The following is a 23,197-nucleotide window of genomic DNA, read 5'->3' as shown; positions in this document are numbered from 1 at the left end:
ACACAGCCCCGCGCCCCTGAGGTTGGTGTGCTCACCGGTGCTTCAAAGGTGTGAGCTGCTCGATGTCGTACTTGGCCCTGAGCGCCTCGATGGCCTCGTGGTCCGGTGGGCCCCCGTCGCCCAGGATCTCCAGCAGTTCCTCGAAGTAGCGCTCGTGGTCCGGGGGCGGGCTGGCCTGGAAGAACATCTTGGCCGGCTCGCCCGTCGGGTTCGCGAAGGCGTGGGGGCAGCCGGGGGGTACGACGATGACCGTGCCCGGGGTGGCGCGTACCACCCGGTTGCCCGAGGTCGACTCCCACGTCCGCCAGTTGTCGGGCGTGCGGATCCGCGGTTCGAAGGCGAGCACGTCCAGCTCGCCCTCGAGCACGTAGAACAGTTCCTCGCTGCGGGTGTGCACATGGGCGCCGACGTCGAAGCCCGGTGGCACGATCACCTCGAAGGTGGAGGCCATGCGCGAGTGCGAACCGGTCACCTTGAAGGTCACGTGCTGGGCCGGCGCCTGCACCACCCGGCCGTGACCCGGCGGCACCAGCAGGCCCTCCGCCGCCGCCACGAGGCCGCTCACCAGGTCACCGGCAGTGCCTCGGGCCCGCGGATCAGCGCACCCTTCTTGAAGGGCACGTCCTCGGGCTCCGCCGCGAGCTTCAGGCCCGGCACCCGGTCCAGGACCGCGTCGACGAGCAGCTCCGACTCCAGCCGGGCCAGCATGCCGCCGGGGCAGTAGTGCGGGCCGAAGCCGAAGGAGACGTGCGGGTTGGGGCCGCGGTCGAAGTCGATCGTGTCCGGGTCGGGAAAGACCTCGGGGTCGCGGTTGGCGGCCAGGTACGACACGTAGACCGCGTCGCCCGCGCGGATCCGCACACCCTTGATCTCCACGTCCTCGAGGGCGATCCGGGACAGCCCGACGGCGTTGCGGTGGGGAATCCAGCGCAGCAGTTCGTCGATGGCCCGGGGTCGGATCCCCGGTTCGGAGCGCAGGCGCTCGGCGAGTTCCGGGCGGGTCAGCAGCAGGTGGAACATCTGCCCGCTGTTGTTGGTGACCGCCTCGCCGCCGATCTGGAGCAGGACCGCGAGCCCCACCGCCTCCTCCAGGGTGATCTCGTCCCGGCCCACGGCGGCACCCAGCAGCGAGGTGACGTCCTCGCCGGTGCTGTCCGAACGGAGCCCGACGAGATCGGCGAAGTAGGCGTTCATCTCGTTCTTGGCCCGCTCGCTGACCTCGGCGCCGTGCGAGGAGGACAGGATGAGCTGGGTCCAGGTGTGCATGGAGTGCCGGTCGGTGGCCGGGACGCCCATCAGCTCGCAGATCACCGCGATGGGGAAGGGGCTCAGCACCGCCTCGGTGAGATCGGCTGGCGGTCCGGCCCTCAGCATCGCGTCGACCAGTTCGTCGAGCATGCCTCGGGACCTCTCGCGTACGCGTTCGACGCCCCGGGCCGTGAAGGCCGCGGCCACCGAGCGGCGCAGCCGGGTGTGGTCGGGCGGGTCCAGGAAGCCGACCGCGCCGCGCGCCGGGATGAAGTGCGGCGCCAGCCGGGTGACCTGTCGGTCCATGACCGCCTCGCGGCCGAACCGCGGGTCGTTGGTGACCAGGCGGACGTCGTCGTGCCGGGTCACCAGCCAGGCCCACCCCTCGCCGTTGGGCAGCGAGACGCGGGTGACGGGGCCCTCCCGCATCAACTCGGTGAGCACCGGGTCGAAGTCGGTGCCGGGCAGGTCGACGGCGGGCCAGTCCCGGACCGGCGGCACGGTCTGAGGAATCGTCTCTTCGCTCATGGCTGCCTCACACTCCGCGGCACGCCCCGGGTCACGTCCTGCCGCACGCTCCGCCGCACGTCCGCGGTCTGCCAGCAGCCCAGGGACATCTCCGCGGTGATGCCGGGACCGAAACCGGCCAGCAGTCCGCGTGCCCGGTCCTCGGCACCGCCGGCGTCGAAGAGCCTGCGCAGCGCGTCCAGGACGACGGCGCTGGCGATGTTGCCGTACTCGGTGAGCGTGGCCCGGCTGAACCGGAACGCGTGCGGGTCGACCTGGAGGAACTTGCTGAGGTCGTCGAGGATCCGGGGACCGCCCGCGTGCACGATGTAGAAGTCCAGGTCGGAGGCGTCCCACCCGTGCTCGCCCGCCAACTGCTTGAGCGCCGGTGCGAGCGGCTCCATGGTGGCCGGCACCCGCTTGTCCAGCAGGAAGTGGAAACCGGTCGCCTTCACGTCGTACATGATCCATTCCTCGGTCTTGGGGATCAGGTACGAGCCGTTGCGCTCCAGGCGTACGCCGGTGCCGCCCTGTCCGCGGACCACCGCGGCGGCGATGCCGTCGCCGAACAGGCCGTTGCAGAGCAGGGAGCCCACGCCGATGTCGGTGGGCTGGTAGCACAGCGAGCAGAACTCGCAGGCCACGATGAGCGCGTTGGCCTCGGGATAGGCCGTGCAGAAGTCGTGGGCCCGGTTGATCGCCGCACCGCCGGCGGCGCAGCCGAGCTGAGCGATGGGTATCTGCCGCGTGGTGCTGTCGAAGCCCATCTCGTTGATCAGCCACGCCGTGAGCGAGGGCATCATGAAGCCCGTGCACGAGACGTAGATGATCACGTCGATGTCGGTGGTGAGCAGTTCCGCGTCGTCGAGGGCCCGCTGGACCACGGCCGGGACGCGGGCCTTCGCCTCCCGCTCGTAGATCCGGTTGCGGTCCTCGAAGCCGGGGTGCTTCAGGGTCTCCTCGATGGGCTGCACGATGTGCCGGGTGCGGACCCCGGTGTTCTCTATCAGCCGGAGGGCCAGCGGCAGTTGGGGATGGTCGGTGTGGCGCTCGCGCGCCAGCTCCAGCGTCTCCTCCATCGTGATCACGTGCTCCGGGACGGACACCGAGGGTCTGCACAAAGTCGCCATGAACCGTGCCTGCTTTCTCCTCGCGGAGGGCTCTCGCCCCCCGGCCGGAAAGTGCCGCACCTTTTCAGGGGTGCCCATCCACGATCACCCATCGGCGCGGCGATCTCTCGCCGGGTTACTCCGTCTCGGGGAAGGCGTCAGGAGGAGGGGCCGCTGCTGTGGGCGATGCACGCCACGTCGATCCGGTCGGCCAGCTTGGCCAGCTCGATGGTGAGGGCCGCGACCGTGTCCTCGTCGAGGCTCTCCTCGCCGGTCTCCACCAGCCGCAGCCACCGTCCGCCGACCGTGCGCAGCAGCTTGCTCACGTCGGACGCGGCGACCTGGAGCGTGCCGCGGTCGTCGACGATCAGAGGCAGGGTCACTTCGCGGTTCACAAAGGGGATCGTAGTCGCGGAAGGCTCACGCTCCGTGCCATACGGTGGTGATGTTGCAGAACTCGCGGATTCCGTGCCCGGACAGCTCACGCCCGTAGCCCGACCGCTTGACCCCGCCGAACGGAAACGCCGGATGGGAGGCCGTCATCCCGTTGACGTACACGCCGCCCGCCTCCAGATCCCGTACGAAGCGGTCCACGTCGGCGTCGTCGCGCGTCCACACGTTGGAACTGAGCCCGAAGTCGGTGTCGTTGGCGATCAGTACGGCCTCGTCGAGGTCGGCCACCCGGTACAGCGTGGCGACCGGGCCGAAGGCCTCCTCGCGATGGATGCTCATCTCGCGGGTGACGTCGGCCAGCACGGTCGGCGGGTAGTACCAGCCGGGCCCGTCCGGACGTTCGCCGCCGCACAGCACCGTCGCGCCGCCGCGCACCGCGTCGTCGACCAGGTCCACCAGGTCGTTCACGCCCTGCTCGCTGGAGAGCGGTCCGACCTCGGTGTCCTCGTCCATCGGGTCGCCGACCTTCAGGGCCCGCATGCCCTCGGCGAAGCGTTCGACGAAGGCGTCGTACACGTCCGTGTGGACGATGAACCGCTTGGCGGCGATGCACGACTGCCCGGCGTTCTGCGTGCGCGCGGTCACCGCCACCTCGGCGGCCCGGTCGACGTCGGCGGACGGCATGACGACGAACGGGTCGCTGCCGCCCAGCTCCAGTACCGTCTTCTTGACCATCTCCCCGGCCGTCGAGGCCACCGCGCGGCCGGCGGGCTCGCTGCCGGTGAGGGTGGCGGCCCGCACCCGCTCGTCGCGCAGGATGTCGTCGACCGCGGCGGAGCCGACGAGGAGGGTCTGGAAACAGCCCTCGGGGAACCCCGCCCGGTGGAACAGGTCCTCCAGGTACAGGGCGGTCTGCGGCACGTTCGAGGCGTGCTTGAGCAGCCCGACGTTGCCCGCCATCAGCGCGGGCGCCGCGAACCGGATCACCTGCCAGAGCGGGAAGTTCCACGGCATCACCGCGAGCACCGGGCCCAGCGGCCGGTAGCGGACCAGGGCCCTGGAGGCGCCGGAGTCCTTCACGTCGGACTCCGCGGGCTCCTCGTCGGCCAGCAGCTCCGCCGCGTGGTCGGCGTACCAGCGCATCGCCCTGGCGCACTTGGCGGCCTCCGCGCGGGCCTGCTTGACCGGCTTGCCCATCTCCGTGGTGATGACCTTCCCGATCTCCTTCCGGTCCGCCTCCAGGAGATCGGCTGCCCGGCGCATGAGTCCGGCCCGCTCGTAGAACCCCGTGGTCCGGTACGTGCGGAAGGTGGCCTCCGCGAACTCGAGCCGGCGCTCGATCTCCTCCTCGCCCATGGCCTCGTACGTCCTGAGCGTCTCGCCGTTCGCGGGGTTCACCGTCGCGATGGGCATGGCCGACCTCCCTGGGTGCAGACTCGTGCTACGACCTTGGCGCGCGGCGTGCGGCGTCGCAACGCGGCAGCCGTCGTCGGAGCGCGTCGCCTTCCGTCGTGCGCCTTCCGTCGTGCGTTGTCCGTTGTCTGTCGTACGTCGTCGTCAGTGCGAGTGCTCAGCCAGCCGGTCGAGAAACGCGGCCTGCGCCTTCACGATCACCTCGCGCGCCCGGGCGACCGCGAACCACGCCACCCGGTCCAGCTCGGGGAACTCCTCGATCCGGCCGGACTTCGGCGGCCACTCCATGCGGAAGGTCCCCGGCACGACCGTCGCGGGATCGAGGTCGGCCGCCACGGCCCAGACCGTGACGACCTTCCCGCCCGCCTGCCGCACCTCGCCGAGCGGGACGGCCTGGCCGTCGGGCGGCGGCAGCCCCAGCTCCTCCTCGAACTCGCGCCGGGCCGCCTCCCAGGCCGGTTCCTCCGGGTCGTACTCGCCCTTGGGGACCGTCCACGCGCCGGCGTCCCGACGGGTGTAGAACGGGCCGCCCATGTGACCGAGGAGCACCTGAAGTTCCCCGCCGGGGCCGCGCCGGTGCAGCAGCAGGCCCGCGCTGCGCCTCACGGGGCGACCCCGGGGTGCGCGGCGAGCAGGGTGTCCACGGTGTCCGCGTCCGCGGGGCGCTTGTCCTCGCGGTAGCGGACCACGCGGGCGAAGCGCAGCGTGACGCCGGCCGGGTAGCGGGTGGAGCGCTGGAGGCCGTCGTAGGCGATCTCGACGACGAGTTCGGGGCGTACGGTCACGCCCCAGGGATGTTCCTCGACCGCCAATTGCCGCAGGCGCCCGGTCTGCCAGGTCAGCAGCGCGTCGGTCATGCCCTTGAACGTCTTGCCGAGCATGGCGAAGGCGCCGTCGGCGGTGCGGGCGCCCAGGTGCAGGTTGGAGAGCTTGCCGGTGCGGCGGCCGTGGCCCCACTCGGCGGCCAGCACGACCAGGTCGAGGGTGTGGACGGGCTTGACCTTCAGCCAGGACGCGCCGCGCCGGCCCGCGCTGTAGGCGGCGTCCAGGCCCTTGACGACGACGCCCTCGTGACCGCGCTCCAGCGTCTCGGCGAGGAACTCCTCGGCTGCCCCGGTGTCCTCCGGCCCGTGCACCAGCGTGCGCCGCACCCGCAGGAGCTCGGGGACCAGCCGGGCCAGCTCCGCGTGCCGCTCGGTCAGCGGCAGGTCGAGCAGGTCGTGGCCGTCGACGGACAGCGCGTCGAAGAACACCACGGAGACGGGGACCGATCGCGCGGCCGTCGCCACGTCCGTACGGGAGCCCACCCGTCCGGCGGTCTCCTGGAATGAGCGGGGGCGTCCGCTCTCGTCGAGGGAGATCGCCTCCCCGTCCAGAATGAACCGCTCGCCGGGCAGCGCGAGAGCCGCCGCGGTGACCTCGGGGAGCCGGCCGGTGATGTCGTCCAGAGTGCGCGTGTAGAGCCGTACGGTGTCGCCGTCCCGGTGCACCTGGACACGGATGCCGTCCAGCTTCTCCTCCACCGCCGCGGTACCCAGCTTGCCGACCGCCTCGGCGACCGAGGAGGCGCTGTGCGCCAGCATCGGCAGGACCGGGCGGCCCACGGTGAGCCGGAACCGCTCCAGCGCGCCGGGCCCCTCGGCGAGCAGCGCCTCGGCCACCGTCTGCAGAGAGCCGGCGAGCATCACCGCCCGTCGTACGTCCGCCGGGGGAGCGTCCGTCGCCGCGGCCAGGCCCTCGACGGCGGCCGCGTCCAGGGCGCCCTGCCGGACCTCCCCCGTGAGAAGTCCGATCAGGAAGCGCTGCTCGTCCTCGGTGGCCGCGCCCATCAGCTCGCCGACCAGCCGGGCCCGCTCGGCCTGCGAACCGGCGCCGGACACCGCGCCGAGCCGGGTGAACCGGGCGTCCACGTCGCGCACGGTCAGGGTCGGTCCGCCGGCCGGCGCGACCCGGCGGCTCAGCACCTTCCAACCGACGCCGATGCGGCCCTGGGGGAGCCGCCCCGCCAGGTACGGGATGACGACCGGCACGTCCTCCGCCTCCGCCTCGCGGAACAGCTCCGCGAGCAGGACGGTCTTCCGGGACCGCGCCGACGTGGCGGCGACCTCCCGGGACACCTGGGCCAACCGGGCAAGCAGCATGCCGCCATGGTGCACCGAAGAGGGCCCGGGCACACCCCACGGGCTCGTGGGCTGGCGCTGCTGATGCCGTGGGCGCGTGAACCGGCGCGGTCCTGACGCCGAGGGCCTGTGAACCGGCGCGGTCCTCACCCCGAGGGCCCCCGAACCGGCGTCCTCACCCCGTGGGCTCCGCCGACCGGTGGTCCTCACCCCGCGACGGCCGCGTCCAGGTCCGACATGATCAGGTCGCCGACGATCGCGGCCGCCGCCCGGTAGCCGCCGCTCGCCGCGTGGACGACCTGTTCGGCGAAGCCCATCGCGTTGCCCGCGGTCCACACACCGGGAACGGTGGTCCGGCCCGTCGGGTCCACCACCGGGTAGGCGCCGAACGGGGTCTCCTGGAGCTCCGCGCCCAGCCGCTCCATCAGTCCGGTCCGCGGCACGGCCTTCGGGGCGACGAACACCACCGAGCGGTCGTGCACCGTGCCGTCCGCCAGCCGGACCCCGGTGAGCCGGTCCTCCTCGACCCGCAGGCCCGCGACCTCGCCGGGCACCACCTTCACGCCGGCCGCGGCTAGCCGGCGCAGGTCGTCGTCGGACAGTTCGTCTTCGGCGACCGTGTGCAGGAAGAGGGTCACGTCGTCCGACCAGCCGGACACCATCAGCGCCTGGTGCACGCTGAGCGGGGTGGTGGCGAGGACGCCGAAACGCTCGTCGCGCACCTCCCAGCCGTGGCAGAACGGGCAGTGCAGCACGTCACGCCCGAACCGCTCCGCGACCCCGGGCACCGTCGGCAACTCGTCCTCGAGCCCGGTGGTAACGATCAGCCGGCGGGCGTGGACGGTGCGCCCGCCGGCCAGCTCCACTGCGAAGTCCTCGCCCCGGGACTCGACCCGGGACACGTCCACCGCACGGTCGCGAACCAGTTCCACCCCGTAGCGTGCGATCTCCTCGCGGCCGAGCGCCAGGAACTCGGCCGGGGACATGCCGTCCCTGGTCAGGTAGCCCTGCATGTGCTCCGAGGGCGCGTTGCGCGGCTCACCGGCGTCGACGACCAGGGTGCGCAGCCGCGAGCGGCCCAGGACGAGCGCGGCGGAGAGCCCGGCCGCACCGCCGCCGACGACGACCACGTCGTACTTCCCGGACAGGTCCTGCGGTTCCTTGTTCTGGGTCATGGTGACCACCTCCACGTAGAAGGTCGCTCGACACCTCGGTATTGACAAACACATTTGCCGGTTCTGCAATAAACACATGACGACTGCAGACGACGTTCTCGCCGGTGTCGGACCGAGGCTCCGCCAGGTCCGCAAGGAGCGGGAGGTGACCCTGGCGGCCCTGTCCGAGACGACCGGCATCTCGGTGAGCACCCTGTCGCGGCTGGAGTCCGGACTGCGCAAACCGAGCCTCGAACTGCTGCTGCCGATCGCCCAGGCCCACCAGGTGCCGCTGGACGAACTGGTTGGCGCCCCGCCGGTCGGCGACCCCCGGGTGCGGTCCGAGCCGATCGTGCGCCACGGCCGCACCCACTGGCCGCTCACCCGTCAGGCGGGCGGGCTCCAGGCGTTCAAGGTGCTGGTGCCCAGACGCAAGGAGGAACCGGACCCGCGCAGCCACGAGGGGTACGAGTGGTTCTACGTCCTCTCCGGCCGCCTGCGGCTCGTGCTCGGCGAGCACGACGTGGTGCTGTCGGCGGGGGAGGCCGTCGAGTTCGACACCCGGGTGCCGCACTGGTTCGGGTCGACGGGGGAGGGGCCGGTCGAGGTCCTCAGCCTCTTCGGGCCGCAGGGGGAGCGGATGCACGTACGGGCACGGCCCGCCGCGCGGCCGTCGCGGGAGGCACGGTCCTGACGGGACGACTGTCCGCGACCTGTTCCCCGATCGGCAAGCGACCGCTTAGTATGCGAGTGACCCGGTCGGACGACGCAGTCGGTGGAGGCCCCGCATGCAGGCATGGCAGGTGCACGAGAACGGCGAGCCGGGCGAGGTGATGCGCCTCGCGGACGTGGCGCCGCCGACGCCGGGCGAGGGCCAGGTCCTGCTGAGGGTCCGCGCCGCGAACATCAACTTCCCGGACGCCCTGATGTGCCGGGGCCAGTACCAGGTCAGGCCGCCGCTGCCGTTCACGCCTGGCGTGGAGATCTGCGGCGAGACCGAGGACGGCCGCCGCGTCCTCGCCAACCCGGTACTGCCCCACGGCGGCTTCGCCGAGTACGCCCTCGCGGACGCCCGCGCCCTGCTGCCCGCCCCGGACGCCCTGGACGACGCCGAGGCCGCCGCCCTGCACATCGGCTACCAGACCGGCTGGTTCGGCCTGCACCGCCGGGCCCGGCTGGAGGCCGGCGAGACCCTGCTCGTCCACGCCGCCGCGGGAGGCGTCGGGAGCGCCGCCGTGCAGCTCGGCAAGGCGGCCGGCGCCACCGTCATCGGCGTGGTCGGCGGCCCGGAGAAGGCGGCCGTCGCCCGCGAACTGGGCTGCGACGTGGTCGTCGACCGGCACGGCGAGGACGTCGTCGCGTCCGTGAAGGAGGCCACCGGTGGCCGGGGCGCCGACGTGATCTACGACCCGGTGGGCGGCGAGGCGTACGCCCAGTCCACCAAGGTCGTCGCCTTCGAGGGCCGGATCGTCGTCGTCGGCTTCGCGAGCGGCACGATCCCCAGCGCCGCGCTGAACCACGCCCTGGTGAAGAACTACGCGATCCTCGGCCTGCACTGGGGCCTGTACAACACCAAGAACCCGAAGCTGGTCCGGCACTGCCACGAGCAGCTCACCGACCTGGCCGCGCGGGGCGCCGTCAAGCCGCTGGTGAGCCAACGGGTGCCGCTCGCCGGGGCGGCGGTCGCCGTGCAGCGCGTCGCCGACGGCAGGACGACCGGCCGGGTGGCCGTCGTACCGGAGCAGCAGCAGGAGAAGCCGGAGCAGCAGGAGAAGCCGGAGCAGCAGGAGAAGGGAGCCGACGCATGACCGACGCAGCGGAACTGCGCGCCCGCACCAAGGAGTTGCTGGCCGCACACCCGCCGGTCGGCACGGACCGCCTGGACTTCCTGCGGGCCCGCTTCGACGCCGGACTCGCCTGGGTGCACTACCCGGAGGGGCTCGGCGGGCTCGGCGCCCCCCGCTCCCTCCAGGCCGTCGTGGACGCCGAGTTGGCGGCCGAGGGCGCGCCCGACAACGACCCCCGGCGCATCGGCATCGGCCTCGGCATGGCCGCCCCGACCATCCTCCAGTACGGCACGGACGAGCAGAAGCGCTGGCTGCTGCGCCCGCTGTGGACCGGCGAGGAGGTCTGGTGCCAGCTCTTCAGCGAGCCGGGTGCCGGGTCCGACCTCGCCGCACTCGGCACCCGTGCCGTCCGGGAGGGCGAGGACTGGGTGGTCAACGGGCAGAAGGTGTGGACGTCCAGCGCGCACCTCGCCCGCTGGGCCATCCTCATCGCCCGCACCGACCCGGACCTGCCCAAACACCGAGGCATCACGTACTTCGTGTGCGACATGACCGACCCAGGCGTCGAGGTCCGGCCGCTGCGCCAGATCACCGGCGAAGCCGAGTTCAACGAGGTCTTCCTCACCGACGTCCGCATCCCCGACTCCCGTCGCCTCGGCGCGATCGGCGACGGCTGGCGGGTCGCGCAGACCACGCTCAACAACGAACGCGTCGCCATCGGCGGTACCCCGATCCCCCGCGAGGGCGGCATGATCGGCAAGATCGCCGAGACCTGGCGCGAGCGCCCCGACCTGCGCACCCACGACCTGCACCAGCGGCTGCTCGGCCTGTGGGTCGAGGCCGAGGTCGCCCGGCTCACCGGCGTACGCCTGCGCCAGCAGTTGGCGGCCGGCCAGCCGGGCCCCGAGGGCGCCGGCATGAAGCTGAACTTCGCCCGCCTCAACCAGGAGATCAGCGGCCTGGAGGTGGAACTCCTCGGCGAGGAGGGCCTGCTCTACGACGACTGGACCATGCGCCGCCCCGAGCTGGTGGACTTCACCGGCCGCGACGCCGGGTACCGCTACCTGCGTTCCAAGGGCAACAGCATCGAGGGCGGGACCAGCGAGGTCCTGCTGAACATCGTCGCCGAGCGTGTCCTGGGCCTGCCCGCCGAACCGCGCACCGACAAGGACGTCGCATGGAAGGACCTCGCCCGATGAGCGCACAGCCGGAACCCGCTCTGCTCTACTCGGAGGAGGAAGAGGCGCTGCGCGCCGCCGTCCGGGGCCTGCTCACCGACCACTGCGACCCGGCGGGCGTCATCGCCCGCACCGAGTCGGCCGCCGCGCACGACGCGTCGCTGTGGAAGGCCCTCTCGGACTCGATGGGACTCGCGGGCCTGCTGATCCCCGAGGAACTGGGCGGTCAGGGCGCCACTCACCGGGAAGCGGCCGTGGTCCTGGAGGAGCTGGGGCGCGCCGTCGCGCCGGTGCCGTATCTGACGAGCGCCGTCGTCGCCACCGAGGCGCTGCTGGCCTGCGGCGCCGACGACCTGCTCACCGAGCTGGCGTCCGCCACGACCGTCGCCGCGCTGGCCGTCGGGCTGCACCTCGGGCCGCACGTCGCGTCGGGCGCCGGGCCGGGCGTCGCGCCGGGTGTCTCGCCGGGCGGCGCCGCTCCTTGCGCGCGAGTCGAAGCGGGCGGGCTGCACGGCGAGTTGACGGGCATCGCCGACGCGTCCTTCGCCGACGTGCTGCTCGTGCCCGCGGACGACGGGGGTCTCTACGCGGTCCGTTCGGCCGACGTGACCGTCGTCCCGCAGGTGTCGCTCGACCTCACCCGGCCGGTGGCGCGGGTGACCCTCGACGGCGTGGCCGGGCGCCGGCTCGGCGACGCCGGACCCGCGGTGCGCCGCGCCCTGCGGGCCGGTGCCGGACTGCTCGCCTCCGAGCAACTGGGCCTCGCCGACTGGCTGCTGACGGAGACAGTCCGCTACCTCAAGGAGCGCAAGCAGTTCAACCGCCAGGTCGGCGGCTTCCAGGCGCTCAAGCACCGGCTCGCCCGGCTGTGGCTGGAGGTGGCGGGCCTGCGCGCCGCCGCCCGGGGCGCGGCCGACGCCCTCGCGACCGGCACGGACACCGACGTGGCCGTGGCAGTGGCCCAGGCGTACGCGGGTCAGGTCGCCGTCCACGCCGCCGAGGAGGCCCTGCAACTGCACGGCGGCATCGGCATGACGTGGGAACACCCGGTCCACCTCCACCTCAAGCGGGCCAAGGCCGACTCGATCGCCTACGGGTCGGCGGGCACCCACCGTGCGGCGCTGGCCGAACTGGCCGACCTGCGAGCCCCCTCCCCCTGACGGCCCGTCCGCCCCGACCGGGAAACGCCCGTCCCCCGGGGGGCGGGCATTTCCGTGCGACCCGCGCGCCGGCGAAGTGAACGACCGGCGGCGGTCCGGCCAACTCCCCGCACGGCTCTGCTCCCCGAGGCCACCGGGACCCCATACTCACAGGCGTCCCGTACGGCACTTCCAGGGAGGCAGAGCATGGCCCTCACCACCCGACGCAGAGCCCTCACCACCCTCGGCGCCGCCCTCGCGGGCGCGGTCGCCCTGCCCGCCGGTACCGCGCTGGCGAACGAAGGCAGGCACGGGCCGCGTCCGTTGTGGCGCGCGCACGCCCACAACGACTACGAACACCCCCGTCCGCTCCTGGACGCCCTCGACCACCGCTTCGGCAGCGTCGAGGCCGACATCTACCTGGTCGACGGCCAACTCCTCGTCGCCCACGACCCCGAGGACCTGGACCCGTCCCGCACCCTGGAGTCGCTCTACCTCGATCCCCTCGCCGCCCGCGTCCGCGCGGGGCACGGCCGGGTGTACCGGCGGGACCGCGGCTCGCTGCAACTCCTGATCGACATCAAGACCGAGGGCGAGTCGACGTACCTCGAACTCGACCGCCGGCTGCGCCGCCACCGGCACCTTTTCACCTCCTACGCCCACGGACGCGTGTTCCCCGGCGCGGTCACCGCCGTGATCTCCGGTGACCGCGCCGCCCGCGCCCCCATGGAGGCCCAGCGCACCCGCCGGGCCTTCTACGACGGCCGCCTCACCGACCTCGGCACCGCCGCACCGGCCTCCTTCGTCCCGCTGATCAGCGACAACTGGACGCTCAACTTCACCTGGCAGGGCGTGGGCGCCTTCCCGGCCGCCGAGCGGCGCAGGCTGCGGGACATCGTGGGCGCGGCACACGCCCGAGGGCAGCGGGTGCGCTTCTGGGCCACGCCCGACGTGGCGGGCCCCGCGCGGGACGCCGTGTGGGCCGAACTGCTCGCCGCCGGTGTCGACCATCTCAACACCGACGACCTCGCGGGTCTCGAGGCGTTCCTCGACGCCCACCGGGACGCGTAGGGCACCGCGCCGGAACACCACTCGTTCGGAGGACAGGTCAGCCGCCCGGACGAACCCTCCGCTACGCCACACTTACGGCCGAACGCCGCGAAGTGGACGTGGCGGAGGAGGTTGACGATGGCCGTTTCCATCTCTGTGGTGCTGTTGCTGTCCGTCCTGGCGGTGATCTTCCTGCGCAACGGCGGGCTGAAGATCTCGCACGCGCTGGTGTGCCTGCTGCTCGGCTTCTATCTGGCGAGCACGAGCATCGCCCCGACCATCAGCAGCGGCCTGACCGCCACGGCGGACATCGTGAGCAGCCTCAGACCGTAGCCCCAAGGCCCAGACAGGGCCGCACCACCCGCACTGCCTCGATCGCCCGCCGCCCCTGACCCGCTGGGGGGAGAGAGATCGAGCAAAGAGCCGGCTCGCTGCATCTAGGCATCGATCACGCGAGAGCGGATCAGGAAGCGCACCCCCTCGGGTGCTTCGAGCGAGAAGCCGCTGCCCCGGCCCGCGACGACGTCCACGATCAGCCGGGTGTGGCGCCACACCTCGTACTGACTGCGCGACATCCAGAACTCGACCGGCTCCGCTACGCCGTCGACGGCCAGCTCGCCGAGCAGGATGTCCGCGGCGCCGGTGCGGAACTCGCCGGCCGGGTAGCACATGGGGGCGCTGCCGTCGCAGCAGCCGCCGGACTGGTGGAACATCAGCGGGCCGTGCGCCTCGCGCAGCCGCCGCAGCAGTACGGAGGCCTCCGGGGTCAGCTCGACGCGCGGGGTCTCCTCGTATGTGTCCTCCATACCGCGCATGTCAGCACGGGGAAGGTTGCGAGTGCGTTGCGCGGCTCCGGTGCGCCTCCGGTGCCGGTGGTGGTGGCGGCGGTGGTGGTGGTGACGGGTGCGTATGACCTCCTTCAGTATTACCTCCTTTGACATACCTATCTGATCATATCTACTATCCACGGGTGACCGAATCCAGCGCCTCCCGCCGGGACATCGACCGCGTGGCCTCCGGGCTCGCGGCGTGCCTTCCCGCGCTGCACCGGGCGCTGGACCGACAGGTCGCCGCCCGGTATCCGCACCCCAAGCCCCCTGAGGGCCAACTCGCCCTGCTGCGGTTCGTCGCGCAGCACGAGGGCGCCACGGTGCGCGAGGCCGCCGAGGCCCTGCTGATGAAGCCGAACAACGTCAGCGCCCTGGTCTCCCAGCTCACCGAGCAGGGGGATCTGGAACGCAGGCGGGACAGCGCCGACAAGCGGGTCGCCCACCTCCACCTGACGGCCACGGCCCGCGAGCGGCTGTCCGAGGTGCGGGAACTGGAGACCGCGTTCATCCGCCACGCCCTGACCTCGCTCACCGAGGGCCAGCAGGGCGCGCTCGGCTCCGCCCTTGACGCCCTCGAGGCGCTGACGCGGCACCTCCACCCCGCCGCCCGCTGACCGGGCAGAGCAGGGCAGAGCAGGGCCGGGCAGGGCCCAGGCGTCGCCGCCGGCCGTCGGCCCATCGCCCGGCCCGTCGCCGGACGGCCGCGTGCATAGCCGTGTACTGACGGCCGATCCGCGGTACTCCCGCGCTCCGCTCCGCCTCTCTCCCCGCACCACCCCTGCACATCCGACTGAATCCGGAAGAGAAGGCTCACCCATGCCCTCCACGTCCGTGGACCACCCCACCACGCCCGCGGCCGAGACCGCTCCGCCGGCGGCCGGCCGTCTGCGGTCCAACCCGTGGCTGACCCTGCTCGCCGTCGCCTTCGGACTGTTCATGGTCCAGCTCGACGGCTCCGTCGTAGCCATCGCCAACCCCCGGATCGGCAGCGACCTGCACGCGTCGACCGCCCAACTCCAGTGGGTGACCAACGCCTACCTGCTCGCCCTCGCCGCCACCCTCATCCTGGGCGGCAAGCTCGGAGACCGATTCGGCCGGCGCACCTACTACCTGGTCGGCGTCGCCGGCTTCACCCTCGCCTCCGTCGCCATCGGGCTGTCCGGCTCGATCGAGGGCGTCGTCGCCTTCCGCGCGCTCCAGGGCGCCTTCGGCGGACTGCTGATGCCCAACACCCTCGGACTGCTCCGTTCCGTGTTCCCGCCGAAGAAGTTCGGTATGGCCGTGGGCATCTGGGCCATGGTCTCCGCCGTCGCGACGGCCCTCGGGCCCATCGTCGGCGGCCTCCTGGTGGAGCACGTCGACTGGGAGTCGGTCTTCTACATCAACGCCCCCATCGGGGTCCTCGCCATCGTCTTCGGTGCCCTCGTCCTTCCGCAGAGCCGCAACGCCGCCGGCCGGGAACGCTTCGACATACCCGGTCTGGTCCTGCTCGCCCTCGGCCTGCTGGCCGTGGTCTTCGGCGTCGTCAAGGGCGAGACCTGGGGCTGGACCTCCGCCGGCACCCTGGGCGCCGTCGCCGCCGGCCTCGTGCTCCTGCTCGTCTTCGGCCGGTACGAGACCCGCGTCGAGCACCCGCTGCTGCCGATGCGCCTGTTCCGCAGCCGTGCGCTGACGATCGGCGCGGTCATCACCGCGCTGAATTTCTTCGTCATGCTCGGCGTGATCTTCTTCGTCATGCTGTACCTGCAGAACGTGCGCGGCCTCACGCCGGTCGAGGCGGGCGTGCGGACGCTTCCGCTCAGCCTCGCCTCGCTGGTCGCGTCCCCCCTGGGAGCGGCGCTGACCCAGCGCTTCGGACCCCGGCTGACCATGCCGCTGGGCACGCTGCTCCAGGCGGTCTCCTGCTTCGGCATGCTCACCTGGCAGACCGACTCCTCCTACGCCACGATGTGGCCGCCGTTCGTCGCGCTCGGCCTCGGCGTCGGCATGGTGATGTCCGCCTCCTCCGACGCCATCGTGGGCAACGCCCCCGTCCGGGACGGCGGTGTGGCCGGCGGTCTCCAGGCGACCACGCTGCAGATCGGCGGCGCGCTCGGCACCTCCGTGCTGGTCTCCCTGATCAGCGGGAAGGCCGGCGCCACCCTCACCGGCGAGCTGACCGGCGCGGGCGTGCCCCCGGCCGTGGCCCACGGTCTGAGGGAGGCCGAGGACGCCGTCGCGATGGGCGTGGCGCCCGTCTCCGGCGACATGCCTGCCGGGCTGCGGGCCGCCGTGGTGGAGGGCAGCGGACAGGCGTTCATGAACGGTGTCCACGTGGCCGTGATCGTCACCGGAGTTCTCTGCGTGCTCGGCGCGGTCCTCGCCGCGGTCGGTCTCAGGCCTCCCCGGCCCCGGAGCGCGGAAGCACCGTGACGCGGTGGAAGTTGCACCCCGAGGGCAGGTCGGTGGGGGGCCGGCTCTGATGGGCCTTGAGCGCGATGCTCACCAGGCTCAGCAGCAGGTCGACGTCCGTGTCGCAGTCCAGGTGCACGGTCACCCAACGGGAGCCGGGGACCAGCCGGATGGCGCTGGAGCCGCCGAGGTCGTACTGGAAACGCTGGATGGCCCGCAGGGTGAGGTGGAGATCCACGTCCCGGCCCGAGTGGAAGTGGACGATCTCGACACGGGCGGAGCACAGCGCCCGTCCGGTTCCGCAACTGGCCGGACCCACGGAGAGGTCGGGCCAGGCTTGCAGCCGCTCGAAGGCGCGCTGGGCCAGAGTCATGGACCCATGGTCGCCCGATCACCGCGTCGCAACCAGGGGTTGAGCGATTTGTAACCGGCACGTGAGGTCGGTGGCGCCCCTCACAAGGCCCCACCGACCTCTTCCGATGCGTCAGGGTCAGGGCTCACCCCGGTGTACCGGGCTGACCCCTGCACATCAGGGTGTCACGCAGCCGATCGTTCCCACGGGGAAGTCGTTGCCCGTGGAAGTGGCGGTGAAGCCGAAGGTCACGCTGCCGTCCGGTGGTACGACGCGGTTGTGGTCCACGTTGCGGACCGTGACCGTGCCGTCGGTGCCGCCGGACAGCGAGCCGTTCCACACCCCGCCGAGCGTGGTCCCGCTGCCCGGCTGCCACTGCACGGCCCAGCCGTTCAGCGGCTCCGTGCCGTGGTTCATCACCTCGACGGAACCCTGGAAACCACCGCTCCAGGAGTTCTCCACGGAGTACACGGCCATGCAGGAACCGGAGTGGGTGGGCGGCGGAGTCGTCGGGTCCGTCGGGGTCGGCGTCGGGTCCGGGGTGCTGCCCGAACCGCGGATGCCGGTGACCTCACCGTTGCCACCGTCGAAGACGACGTCCGAGCAGGAGAAGAAGTTCTCCTGGCTGTCCGAACGCACCCACTGCATGAAGATCAGCGCGTTGCCCGAGCGGCCCGAGGGCAGCGCGAGATCCCAGTAGTAGTGGCCGCCGTCGGTGCCGGGCGAGCCCTGCTGCGGCGGGTCGGTCACCGTCTGGATCAGATCCAGGTCGTCCCAGCCCAGCTCGGAGGTGGGCGACCAGCCGGGCTTGGTCAGATAGACCCGGAAGTCACCCGGGTGAGCCGCCCAGTTGCTGTACTGCACCGGTATCGTCGCCCCGGACGTCAGATGCGTCCGAGGCCAGTCCGCACGGGCGGCGTTGTAGGCGGAGAAGTCGTACGGGGAACGGTCGCCGGCGCTGCACAGGGTGCCGTCCGGCACGTAACCGGCGCCGCGGCCACCGGCGTTGGAGTCGAGTACGGCGAACCAGTTGTACAGCGCCGTCGCGCCACTCTCGTCGAGGGCGGCCTGACAGGCCGGGTTCGTCGGGTCGAGGGCGCCCGTGCCGGTCTTGGCGTCCAGTTGGCACAGGTAGGTGCGGGAGCCGGGCATCATCGCCACGCCGTGCGCCTCGGCCCGTCCCTGCCCGAGCAGGAAGGTCACGCCGAGCGCGCCGAGCAGGGTGGCCAGTACCGCCGCCAAAGTGAGGAATCTGCTGCGTCGAGCCATAGGGGTCTCCTGTCTGCGAGGTGGGTGGGTGGGGGGTGTCGGGCCCGCGATGGAACCCTCGCCCGTCCGGGGCGGGCGCTTCGACCGGACGGGCGAGGAGTCGGGGGCGGGCTGGGCGGTTACGCCGTGGTGCAGACGGCGTCGTTCAGGCGGAAGCCGGCCGGCTCGGTGAACGTGCCGCTGTAGGAGCCCTGGAAGCCGAACGACAGGCTGCCGCCGGAGGCGATCCGGGCGTTGTGCCCCACGCCGGTCGCCGTGACGCTGCCCGTGGAGGGCGTGACGGACGCGTTCCAGGCGTTGGTGATCCGCTGGCCCGCCGGCAGGGTGTAGGCGAGCTGCCAGTCGTCGACGGGAGCCGTGCCGGTGTTGGTGACGGTGACGTCCGCGGTGAAGCCGTCCTGCCAGACGTTCGTGCCGTACGACACCTCGCAGGCCGCCGCATCACCCGGGTCGCCGGGGTTGCCGGGGTCGCCGGTGCCGGGGTCCGGGTTGCCCGGGATGCCGCCGGTCTCGACGGTGGAGGAGAACGAGTTCACGGCCAGCCCGGCGCCGTTCTGCCAGGGTTCGAAGCCCGCCTGAACGCTCGTCAGGTACCAGTCGTCCTCGGCGAGTCCGCGCGAGACCGTCGCCCTGACGAAGTCCATGACGTCGAAGGTCCAGCCGGTGATCGCCGACGGGGCCACGAACGACAGCACGTCGTTGGAGCCGTTGCCGCCGCTCCACACCTCCCAGGTCCGTCCGCCCACGGTGGCCGTGCCCACCGGTGAGCCGATGGGCTGGATCGGGCCCACCCGGTTGAACCAGATCATGATCTCGGTCTGGTTGACCCCGTCGGTCCGCGGAGCAGGGTCCAGCCAGATGTCGTACGAGGCATTGTAGACCGCGTTGTCGACGAAGCCGTACGAGATGCTCGACGGCACCCCGGAGACGGTGTCGAGCCGGGCGGGGAGGTCGGTCCCCGGCGAACAGATCGTGTAGTGACAGCCGTTGAAGACCGACGGGTACGACTTCGGCGCCCCGTTGGTCGGCGCCGAGCCGTCGGCCCGGGCGACCCGGAAGCCGGTGTCGGTGGCGGTGACGCACTGGGTGGCGCTGGAGCCCCAGCGGTTGTTCTGGACGATGTACTGTCCCTGGATCGTCGTCGTCCCGAAGGGTTCGCAGATCGTGGTGTCCGCCCGGGCAGGCGCCGCCGCGGTCACGAGCGACGCGATGACGGCGAAGACCGCGAAGGTCGCCATCAGGGCACCCCAAAGGCCGTGCCGGGTGCGGACTTGGGACCGAAACGTTCGCATGGGGGCCTCTCCGGGTGGGTGCGGGGGGAAGGAGGGGCCGGTGCGGGAGCGCTCCCAACTCCCCACTGATGGGAGCGCTCCCACTAACCGGTTGATTGGGGACTGTAGGAGCGGTTCATGTTCCTGACAAGACTGTGCGCGCCATAGTTGTCGAAGGAATCTCGAAGCCCCAGGTGAGCGACGCGTCGCCGGGAGCGCTCCCGGAGGCCGTCGGCCCGGAGGCCCGTCGCCCCGTCGGTCAGGCGCTCAGGTGCTCAGGTGCTCGTGCGCTCAGGCGTTCAGGCGTTCAGGCGGAGTCCCGAATCACCAGTTCCGTGCGGAGGATGACGTGCCGCCAGGCGACGGCGGGAGAGTTCTCCAACTCCTCCTGCAGCAGCCGCACCATCGTGCGCCCGATCTCCTCCAGCGGCTGCCGGACCGTCGTCAGCGGCGGATCCGTGGGCCGGGCCGGCTGGAAGTCGTCGAAGCCGATCACCGCGACGTCCTGCGGCACCCGCCGGCCCGCGGCGCGCAGCGCGTTGAGCGCCCCGGCGGCCAGCGTGTCCGAGGCGGCGAAGACGGCGTCGAGTTCCGGGTGACGGCCGATCAGGCCGGTCATCGCCCGGCGGCCGCTCTCCTCCGTGAAGTCGCCTCCCTCGACGACCAGCGACGACCTGTCCGCCACGCCCGCCAGTTCCAGTGCCTCCCGGTACCCGCGCAGCCGGCACTGGGCGACATACATGTCGAGCGGTCCGCTGATGGCCCCGATCGTGGTCCGGCCACGCTTCAGCAGATACGTGACCGCGCCGCGCGCACCGCCCGCGTTGTCGGCGTCGACGTAGGTGACGGTCTCGTCGCCGGAACGCCGCCCCAGCATGACGGTCGGCAGTCCCGCCTTGGCGAGCATGTCCGGCAGCGGATCCTCGGCGTGCACGGACATCAGCAGGACGCCGTCGACCCGACCGCCGCGCGCGTACTCGACGAAGCGCCGTCGCTCGGTGTCGGTACGGACGAGCGTGAGCAACAACTGCACCGGGGTGTCGGTGAGTGCGTCGCCGACCGCGTGGACGACCTCCGTGAAGAACGGCTCCCCGAACAGCCGCCAGTCCGGCTCCGTCATCACCAGCGCGACCGCGTCGGCACGGTGCCCCGCCAGGGAACGGGCCGCCAGATTCGGGACGTACCCCAGTTCGGCGATGGCTTGCTGCACGGCGCGACGCGTCGAATCCCGCACGCCGGACGCGTTGTTGATGACTCTCGAGACGGTTCCCCGCCCCACACCGGCGAGGGCGGCCACCTCCTCCAGCGTCGGCGTACCAGGACGCTGCCTGCCCATGTCCGCCCGCCTTCCCCCACGAGATCATCCGATACTACGGCGGCCCGCCCCGCTCAGCAGGGTGATCGTGAGGGGGACGTCGGCCGACCGGCTTGTTCCTTGGCCTCGCCGGACGGGGACCCACGCCCCACGCGGCGGCGCACAGGGCGCGGTCGAGTTCCTCCGTGTACACGGCCGCCCCGAGCCATACGTGGGCGAAGCGCCCGGTGTCGGCCGGGAGCCTCGTCGAGGGCGGGCGCCGGCTGAACGGCCGGTGCGGTGCGAGTGTTCTGTGCGGTCCCGGACGTCGGCGCCCCGGGCAGATCCGCGCGGCGGAGCCGGTCGAGACCCCACTGACAACGCCGTGCGCACGAGGGACGGGGCCGCGGGGGAGGGCGGGCGGCTCGCCGTCAGTCGTCCAGGCGGACCGGCATGAGCAGCGAGAACGTCCCCTCGTCGTCCGTCCGGCGGATCGCGAGCGGTGCCGTGGGGGCGCCGAACTCCAGGACCAGCCGGTCCCGGTCCGCGGCGGCGAGCGCGTCCAGCAAGAAGCCGCGGTCGACGCCGACGCCGACGCTGCCGGCGTCGTCCTCGCCGTCCCCGCAGACGGTCACCGTGCCGTCGTCGGCCACCCGGAGCACACTGACGTCCTGTGCGGTCCCGTCCTGCCGGCCCGCCTCACCCGCGCGGACGGGGCCGGTCTCCAACTCCTTCCGGAAGGCGGGCACATCGACGACGACCCGCCGCCCGGACGGAAGCTGGACGAGACGGCGGTAGTCGGGGAAGTCGTATGCCAGGCGTTGCCCGGACGCCTGGCGCTCCCCTGCCTCCAGCGTCACGCGGTCGTCCTCGACGGCGAAGCGGGCGGGCCCGTCGTCACTCAGCAGCGCGCGCATCGCGTCGGCGAGCGGGGTGGGTACGACGACCTGTTCACGCGGTCCACCGTGTCCGGCGGCGGCCATGCGCGCGGTGGCCATCCGGTACCGGTCGGTGGCCACGACGTGGAGCACGTCACCCTCGACGTCGAAGAGGACCCCGCCGAGCATCGGCAGCTCAGGGTCGTCACCGGCGGCGAAGCGGACCGCGTCGAGCGCGGCCGCCAGTTCGGGCGCGTGGAGGGACAGCCGGACGGTGCCGGTACGCGGCGAGGCGGTCATGGGGTTCTCCCTGTGATCGAGTAGCGCTCGGAGTGCGGAGACCTCGCTGCGGGCCTCGGCGAGCCCCAGTTCGAGACGGCGCAGGTGCGCCTGGAGAAGCCCTCGCACGAGGTCCGTGTCCGCGCCGGACCAGCCGGCCAGCACCAGCCGGATGTCCGCCAAAGGCATGCCCGCCCGCCGCAGCCGGGCCAGCAACCTGGCCTCGGCGACCTGCTCCGGGGCGTACCAGCGGTAGCCGCTCACCGGATCGACCCGGGCGGGGACCAGCACACCGGCACGGTCGTAGAACCGCAGGGCGCTCACGCCCAGCCCGCTGTCGCGGGCCGTCTCCCCAATGCTGTGCATCTCGCTCTCCACGTCCAGAACTCTGGGCCCTCGACCAGGTCGAGGGTCAATCACGGATCACGGCTTCGACCGGACCTCATGTTCCCGTCCGTCGCGTCGCCCGCCGTGATCCATCTCGCATCGACGTACCCCGCCCGTCCCCGGCCGCTCCCGTCTGCCATTCTTGCGCCGTGCACAAGCCCAGCGCCGTCACCCCGGACGCCCCCGCGGAGATACGGATGCCGCTTCTCACCCAGGAGTGGCTCGACCTCGCCTTCATCCACTGGGCCGTCGAGCCCGCGGCCGTCGCGGGACTGATGCCGCGCGGCACCGTTCCCGACACGCACGACGGGCTCACGTACGTCGGGCTCGTCGCCTTTCGGATGCACCGGGTGGGGTGGTTCCGGCTGCCCGGGATGCCGTACTTCGGCTCGTTCCCGGAGACCAACGTGCGCCTGTACAGCGTGGACGCGCACGGGCGACGCGGCGTTGTCTTCCGGTCGATGGACGCCTCGCGGCTGATACCGGTGGTGATGGGGCGTGTCGGCTTCCGGCTGCCCTACCTGTGGTCCCGCATGACCGTCCGCTCCGCCGGCGACACCGTGACCTACACCAGCTCCCGTCGCTGGCCCGGACCGCGCGGCGCCTACAGCCGCATTACCTTGCGGACCGGTGAACCCATCCACGAGCCCACCGCTCTGGAACACTTCCTCACCGCCCGCTGGGGCATGCACAACATGTTCTTCGGCGGGGCGGCGGGGGCGGCGTACCTCCCCAACCACCATCCCCGCTGGCCCCTGCACCGGGCCCGGCTCATCTCGTGCGACGAAGACCTGGTCGTGGGGGCCGGGATACCGGCCCCCACGGACGCCCCGGTCAGCGTCCTGTACTCACCCGGCGTCCCGGTCCGTCTCGGCCGCCCCGCCCGTCCGGCCCGCGCCGTGACCCTCGGTCCCTGACGTAAAGCGCACTTGAGGCGCCACGGTGCCCCGCATGAACTCAAAGGGCGCACCCATCGAGGCCGATGCCTCACCCGTGGACACCGGCACCTCACCCCTGAAGTCCCAAGCGGTGCACACGCGGTTCCTGCGGCCCGCCGTACGTCATGACCAAGCGGGACGACGGACGCCGGCTGCCGCACGCCTGCCGGAGGGAGGGCGCCGGCCGGGCGTGCGTCCTGGTGCGGCACC

23 protein-coding genes are annotated in these 23,197 nt (G+C 72.2%); 9 read left to right on the top strand and 14 right to left on the bottom strand.

Features of this window, described 5'->3' with window-relative positions:
* Window positions 1–31 precede the first annotated feature (31 nt).
* The 8 genes from KUM40_RS31385 to KUM40_RS31350 all read right to left on the bottom strand — a co-directional run bounded on the left by KUM40_RS31385 (window position 32) and on the right by KUM40_RS31350 (window position 7,965).
* The gene (locus KUM40_RS31385; RefSeq protein ID WP_308401275.1) at window positions 32–565 is read right to left on the bottom strand and encodes a cupin domain-containing protein; all 534 of its coding nucleotides are present in this window, start codon (window positions 563–565) and stop codon (window positions 32–34) included.
* The gene (locus KUM40_RS31380) at window positions 562–1,776 is read right to left on the bottom strand and encodes a cytochrome P450 (protein WP_217169578.1); all 1,215 of its coding nucleotides are present in this window, start codon (window positions 1,774–1,776) and stop codon (window positions 562–564) included. Before KUM40_RS31380 ends, KUM40_RS31385 begins: the two co-directional genes overlap by 4 nt.
* Window positions 1,773–2,963 (bottom strand): type III polyketide synthase, encoded by a 1,191-nt coding sequence (locus tag KUM40_RS31375; protein ID WP_302180912.1) that lies wholly within the window; start codon window positions 2,961–2,963, stop codon window positions 1,773–1,775. Before KUM40_RS31375 ends, KUM40_RS31380 begins: the two co-directional genes overlap by 4 nt.
* 59 nt (window positions 2,964–3,022) lie before the next feature.
* Window positions 3,023–3,259, bottom strand: coding sequence for a DUF6213 family protein (locus tag KUM40_RS31370; protein WP_003977626.1), 237 nt, complete (start codon window positions 3,257–3,259; stop codon window positions 3,023–3,025).
* A 25-nt stretch (window positions 3,260–3,284) separates the two neighbouring features.
* Window positions 3,285–4,670, bottom strand: a complete 1,386-nt coding sequence (locus KUM40_RS31365; RefSeq protein ID WP_217169576.1) for an NADP-dependent succinic semialdehyde dehydrogenase — start codon at window positions 4,668–4,670, stop codon at window positions 3,285–3,287.
* 144 nt (window positions 4,671–4,814) lie between these two features.
* A complete protein-coding gene (locus KUM40_RS31360; protein ID WP_217169575.1) occupies window positions 4,815–5,276 on the bottom strand; it encodes an NUDIX domain-containing protein in 462 nt (153 codons plus the stop codon).
* Entirely contained in the window at window positions 5,273–6,811 is a 1,539-nt protein-coding gene (locus KUM40_RS31355) for an ATP-dependent DNA ligase (RefSeq protein ID WP_217169574.1), read from the bottom strand. Before KUM40_RS31355 ends, KUM40_RS31360 begins: the two co-directional genes overlap by 4 nt.
* A 185-nt stretch (window positions 6,812–6,996) precedes the next feature.
* Window positions 6,997–7,965 (bottom strand): NAD(P)/FAD-dependent oxidoreductase, encoded by a 969-nt coding sequence (locus tag KUM40_RS31350; RefSeq protein ID WP_217169573.1) that lies wholly within the window; start codon window positions 7,963–7,965, stop codon window positions 6,997–6,999.
* Window positions 7,966–8,041: 76 nt separating this feature from the next.
* Between KUM40_RS31350 and KUM40_RS31345 the strand changes: the two genes are divergently transcribed.
* The 6 genes from KUM40_RS31345 (at window position 8,042) to KUM40_RS31320 (ending at window position 13,431) form a co-directional block, all read left to right on the top strand.
* Window positions 8,042–8,638, top strand: coding sequence for a helix-turn-helix domain-containing protein (locus tag KUM40_RS31345; protein ID WP_217169572.1), 597 nt, complete (start codon window positions 8,042–8,044; stop codon window positions 8,636–8,638).
* A gap of 94 nt (window positions 8,639–8,732) precedes the next feature.
* Window positions 8,733–9,752, top strand: a complete 1,020-nt coding sequence (locus KUM40_RS31340) for an NADPH:quinone oxidoreductase family protein (protein WP_254395796.1) — start codon at window positions 8,733–8,735, stop codon at window positions 9,750–9,752.
* Complete coding sequence (locus KUM40_RS31335) at window positions 9,749–10,930, top strand: acyl-CoA dehydrogenase family protein (protein WP_217169571.1); 1,182 nt, start codon at window positions 9,749–9,751, stop codon at window positions 10,928–10,930. The genes KUM40_RS31340 and KUM40_RS31335 overlap by 4 nt, the downstream gene beginning before the upstream one ends.
* The gene (locus KUM40_RS31330; RefSeq protein WP_217169570.1) at window positions 10,927–12,069 is read left to right on the top strand and encodes an acyl-CoA dehydrogenase family protein; all 1,143 of its coding nucleotides are present in this window, start codon (window positions 10,927–10,929) and stop codon (window positions 12,067–12,069) included. Before KUM40_RS31335 ends, KUM40_RS31330 begins: the two co-directional genes overlap by 4 nt.
* A gap of 186 nt (window positions 12,070–12,255) precedes the next feature.
* Window positions 12,256–13,119: a phosphatidylinositol-specific phospholipase C/glycerophosphodiester phosphodiesterase family protein gene (locus tag KUM40_RS31325; protein ID WP_217169569.1), complete on the top strand. Its 864-nt coding sequence runs from the start codon at window positions 12,256–12,258 to the stop codon at window positions 13,117–13,119.
* A 117-nt stretch (window positions 13,120–13,236) separates the two neighbouring features.
* A complete protein-coding gene (locus KUM40_RS31320) occupies window positions 13,237–13,431 on the top strand; it encodes a hypothetical protein (RefSeq protein ID WP_217169568.1) in 195 nt (64 codons plus the stop codon).
* A gap of 104 nt (window positions 13,432–13,535) precedes the next feature.
* On the opposite strand, the gene KUM40_RS31315 is transcribed toward KUM40_RS31320, so the two are convergent.
* Entirely contained in the window at window positions 13,536–13,904 is a 369-nt protein-coding gene (locus tag KUM40_RS31315) for a DUF779 domain-containing protein (RefSeq protein ID WP_217169567.1), read from the bottom strand.
* A gap of 164 nt (window positions 13,905–14,068) precedes the next feature.
* Here KUM40_RS31315 and KUM40_RS31310 point away from each other — a divergent pair, with 164 nt between their 5' ends.
* A complete protein-coding gene (locus tag KUM40_RS31310; RefSeq protein ID WP_217169566.1) occupies window positions 14,069–14,542 on the top strand; it encodes a MarR family winged helix-turn-helix transcriptional regulator in 474 nt (157 codons plus the stop codon).
* A gap of 202 nt (window positions 14,543–14,744) precedes the next feature.
* Complete coding sequence (locus KUM40_RS31305; RefSeq protein WP_217169565.1) at window positions 14,745–16,340, top strand: MFS transporter; 1,596 nt, start codon at window positions 14,745–14,747, stop codon at window positions 16,338–16,340.
* Here the strand turns inward: KUM40_RS31305 and KUM40_RS31300 are convergent.
* From KUM40_RS31300 to KUM40_RS31280, 5 genes are all read right to left on the bottom strand, one after another.
* Entirely contained in the window at window positions 16,303–16,692 is a 390-nt protein-coding gene (locus KUM40_RS31300) for a luciferase family protein (protein WP_217169564.1), read from the bottom strand. The two genes, KUM40_RS31305 and KUM40_RS31300, sit on opposite strands and share 38 nt — an antisense overlap.
* A 156-nt stretch (window positions 16,693–16,848) precedes the next feature.
* A complete protein-coding gene (locus KUM40_RS31295; RefSeq protein WP_217169563.1) occupies window positions 16,849–17,940 on the bottom strand; it encodes a lytic polysaccharide monooxygenase in 1,092 nt (363 codons plus the stop codon).
* Between the two features lie 119 nt (window positions 17,941–18,059).
* Complete coding sequence (locus KUM40_RS31290) at window positions 18,060–19,232, bottom strand: cellulose binding domain-containing protein (protein WP_217169562.1); 1,173 nt, start codon at window positions 19,230–19,232, stop codon at window positions 18,060–18,062.
* Between the two features lie 286 nt (window positions 19,233–19,518).
* Window positions 19,519–20,547, bottom strand: a complete 1,029-nt coding sequence (locus tag KUM40_RS31285; protein ID WP_217169561.1) for a LacI family DNA-binding transcriptional regulator — start codon at window positions 20,545–20,547, stop codon at window positions 19,519–19,521.
* A gap of 389 nt (window positions 20,548–20,936) precedes the next feature.
* A complete protein-coding gene (locus tag KUM40_RS31280; RefSeq protein WP_217169560.1) occupies window positions 20,937–22,028 on the bottom strand; it encodes a MerR family transcriptional regulator in 1,092 nt (363 codons plus the stop codon).
* A gap of 170 nt (window positions 22,029–22,198) precedes the next feature.
* Between KUM40_RS31280 and KUM40_RS31275 the strand changes: the two genes are divergently transcribed.
* Window positions 22,199–22,966 carry a YqjF family protein gene (locus tag KUM40_RS31275; RefSeq protein WP_217169559.1) on the top strand — a complete coding sequence of 256 codons (768 nt, stop codon included), beginning with the start codon at window positions 22,199–22,201 and terminating at the stop codon, window positions 22,964–22,966.
* Window positions 22,967–23,197 lie beyond the last annotated feature (231 nt).

It is taken from the genome of Streptomyces sp. AC512_CC834 (assembly GCF_019049325.1).
Classification (GTDB): Bacteria; Actinomycetota; Actinomycetes; order Streptomycetales; family Streptomycetaceae; genus Streptomyces.
Note: the sequence above shows the minus strand (reverse complement) of the source record. Positions and strands in the feature narration are given on the sequence as shown.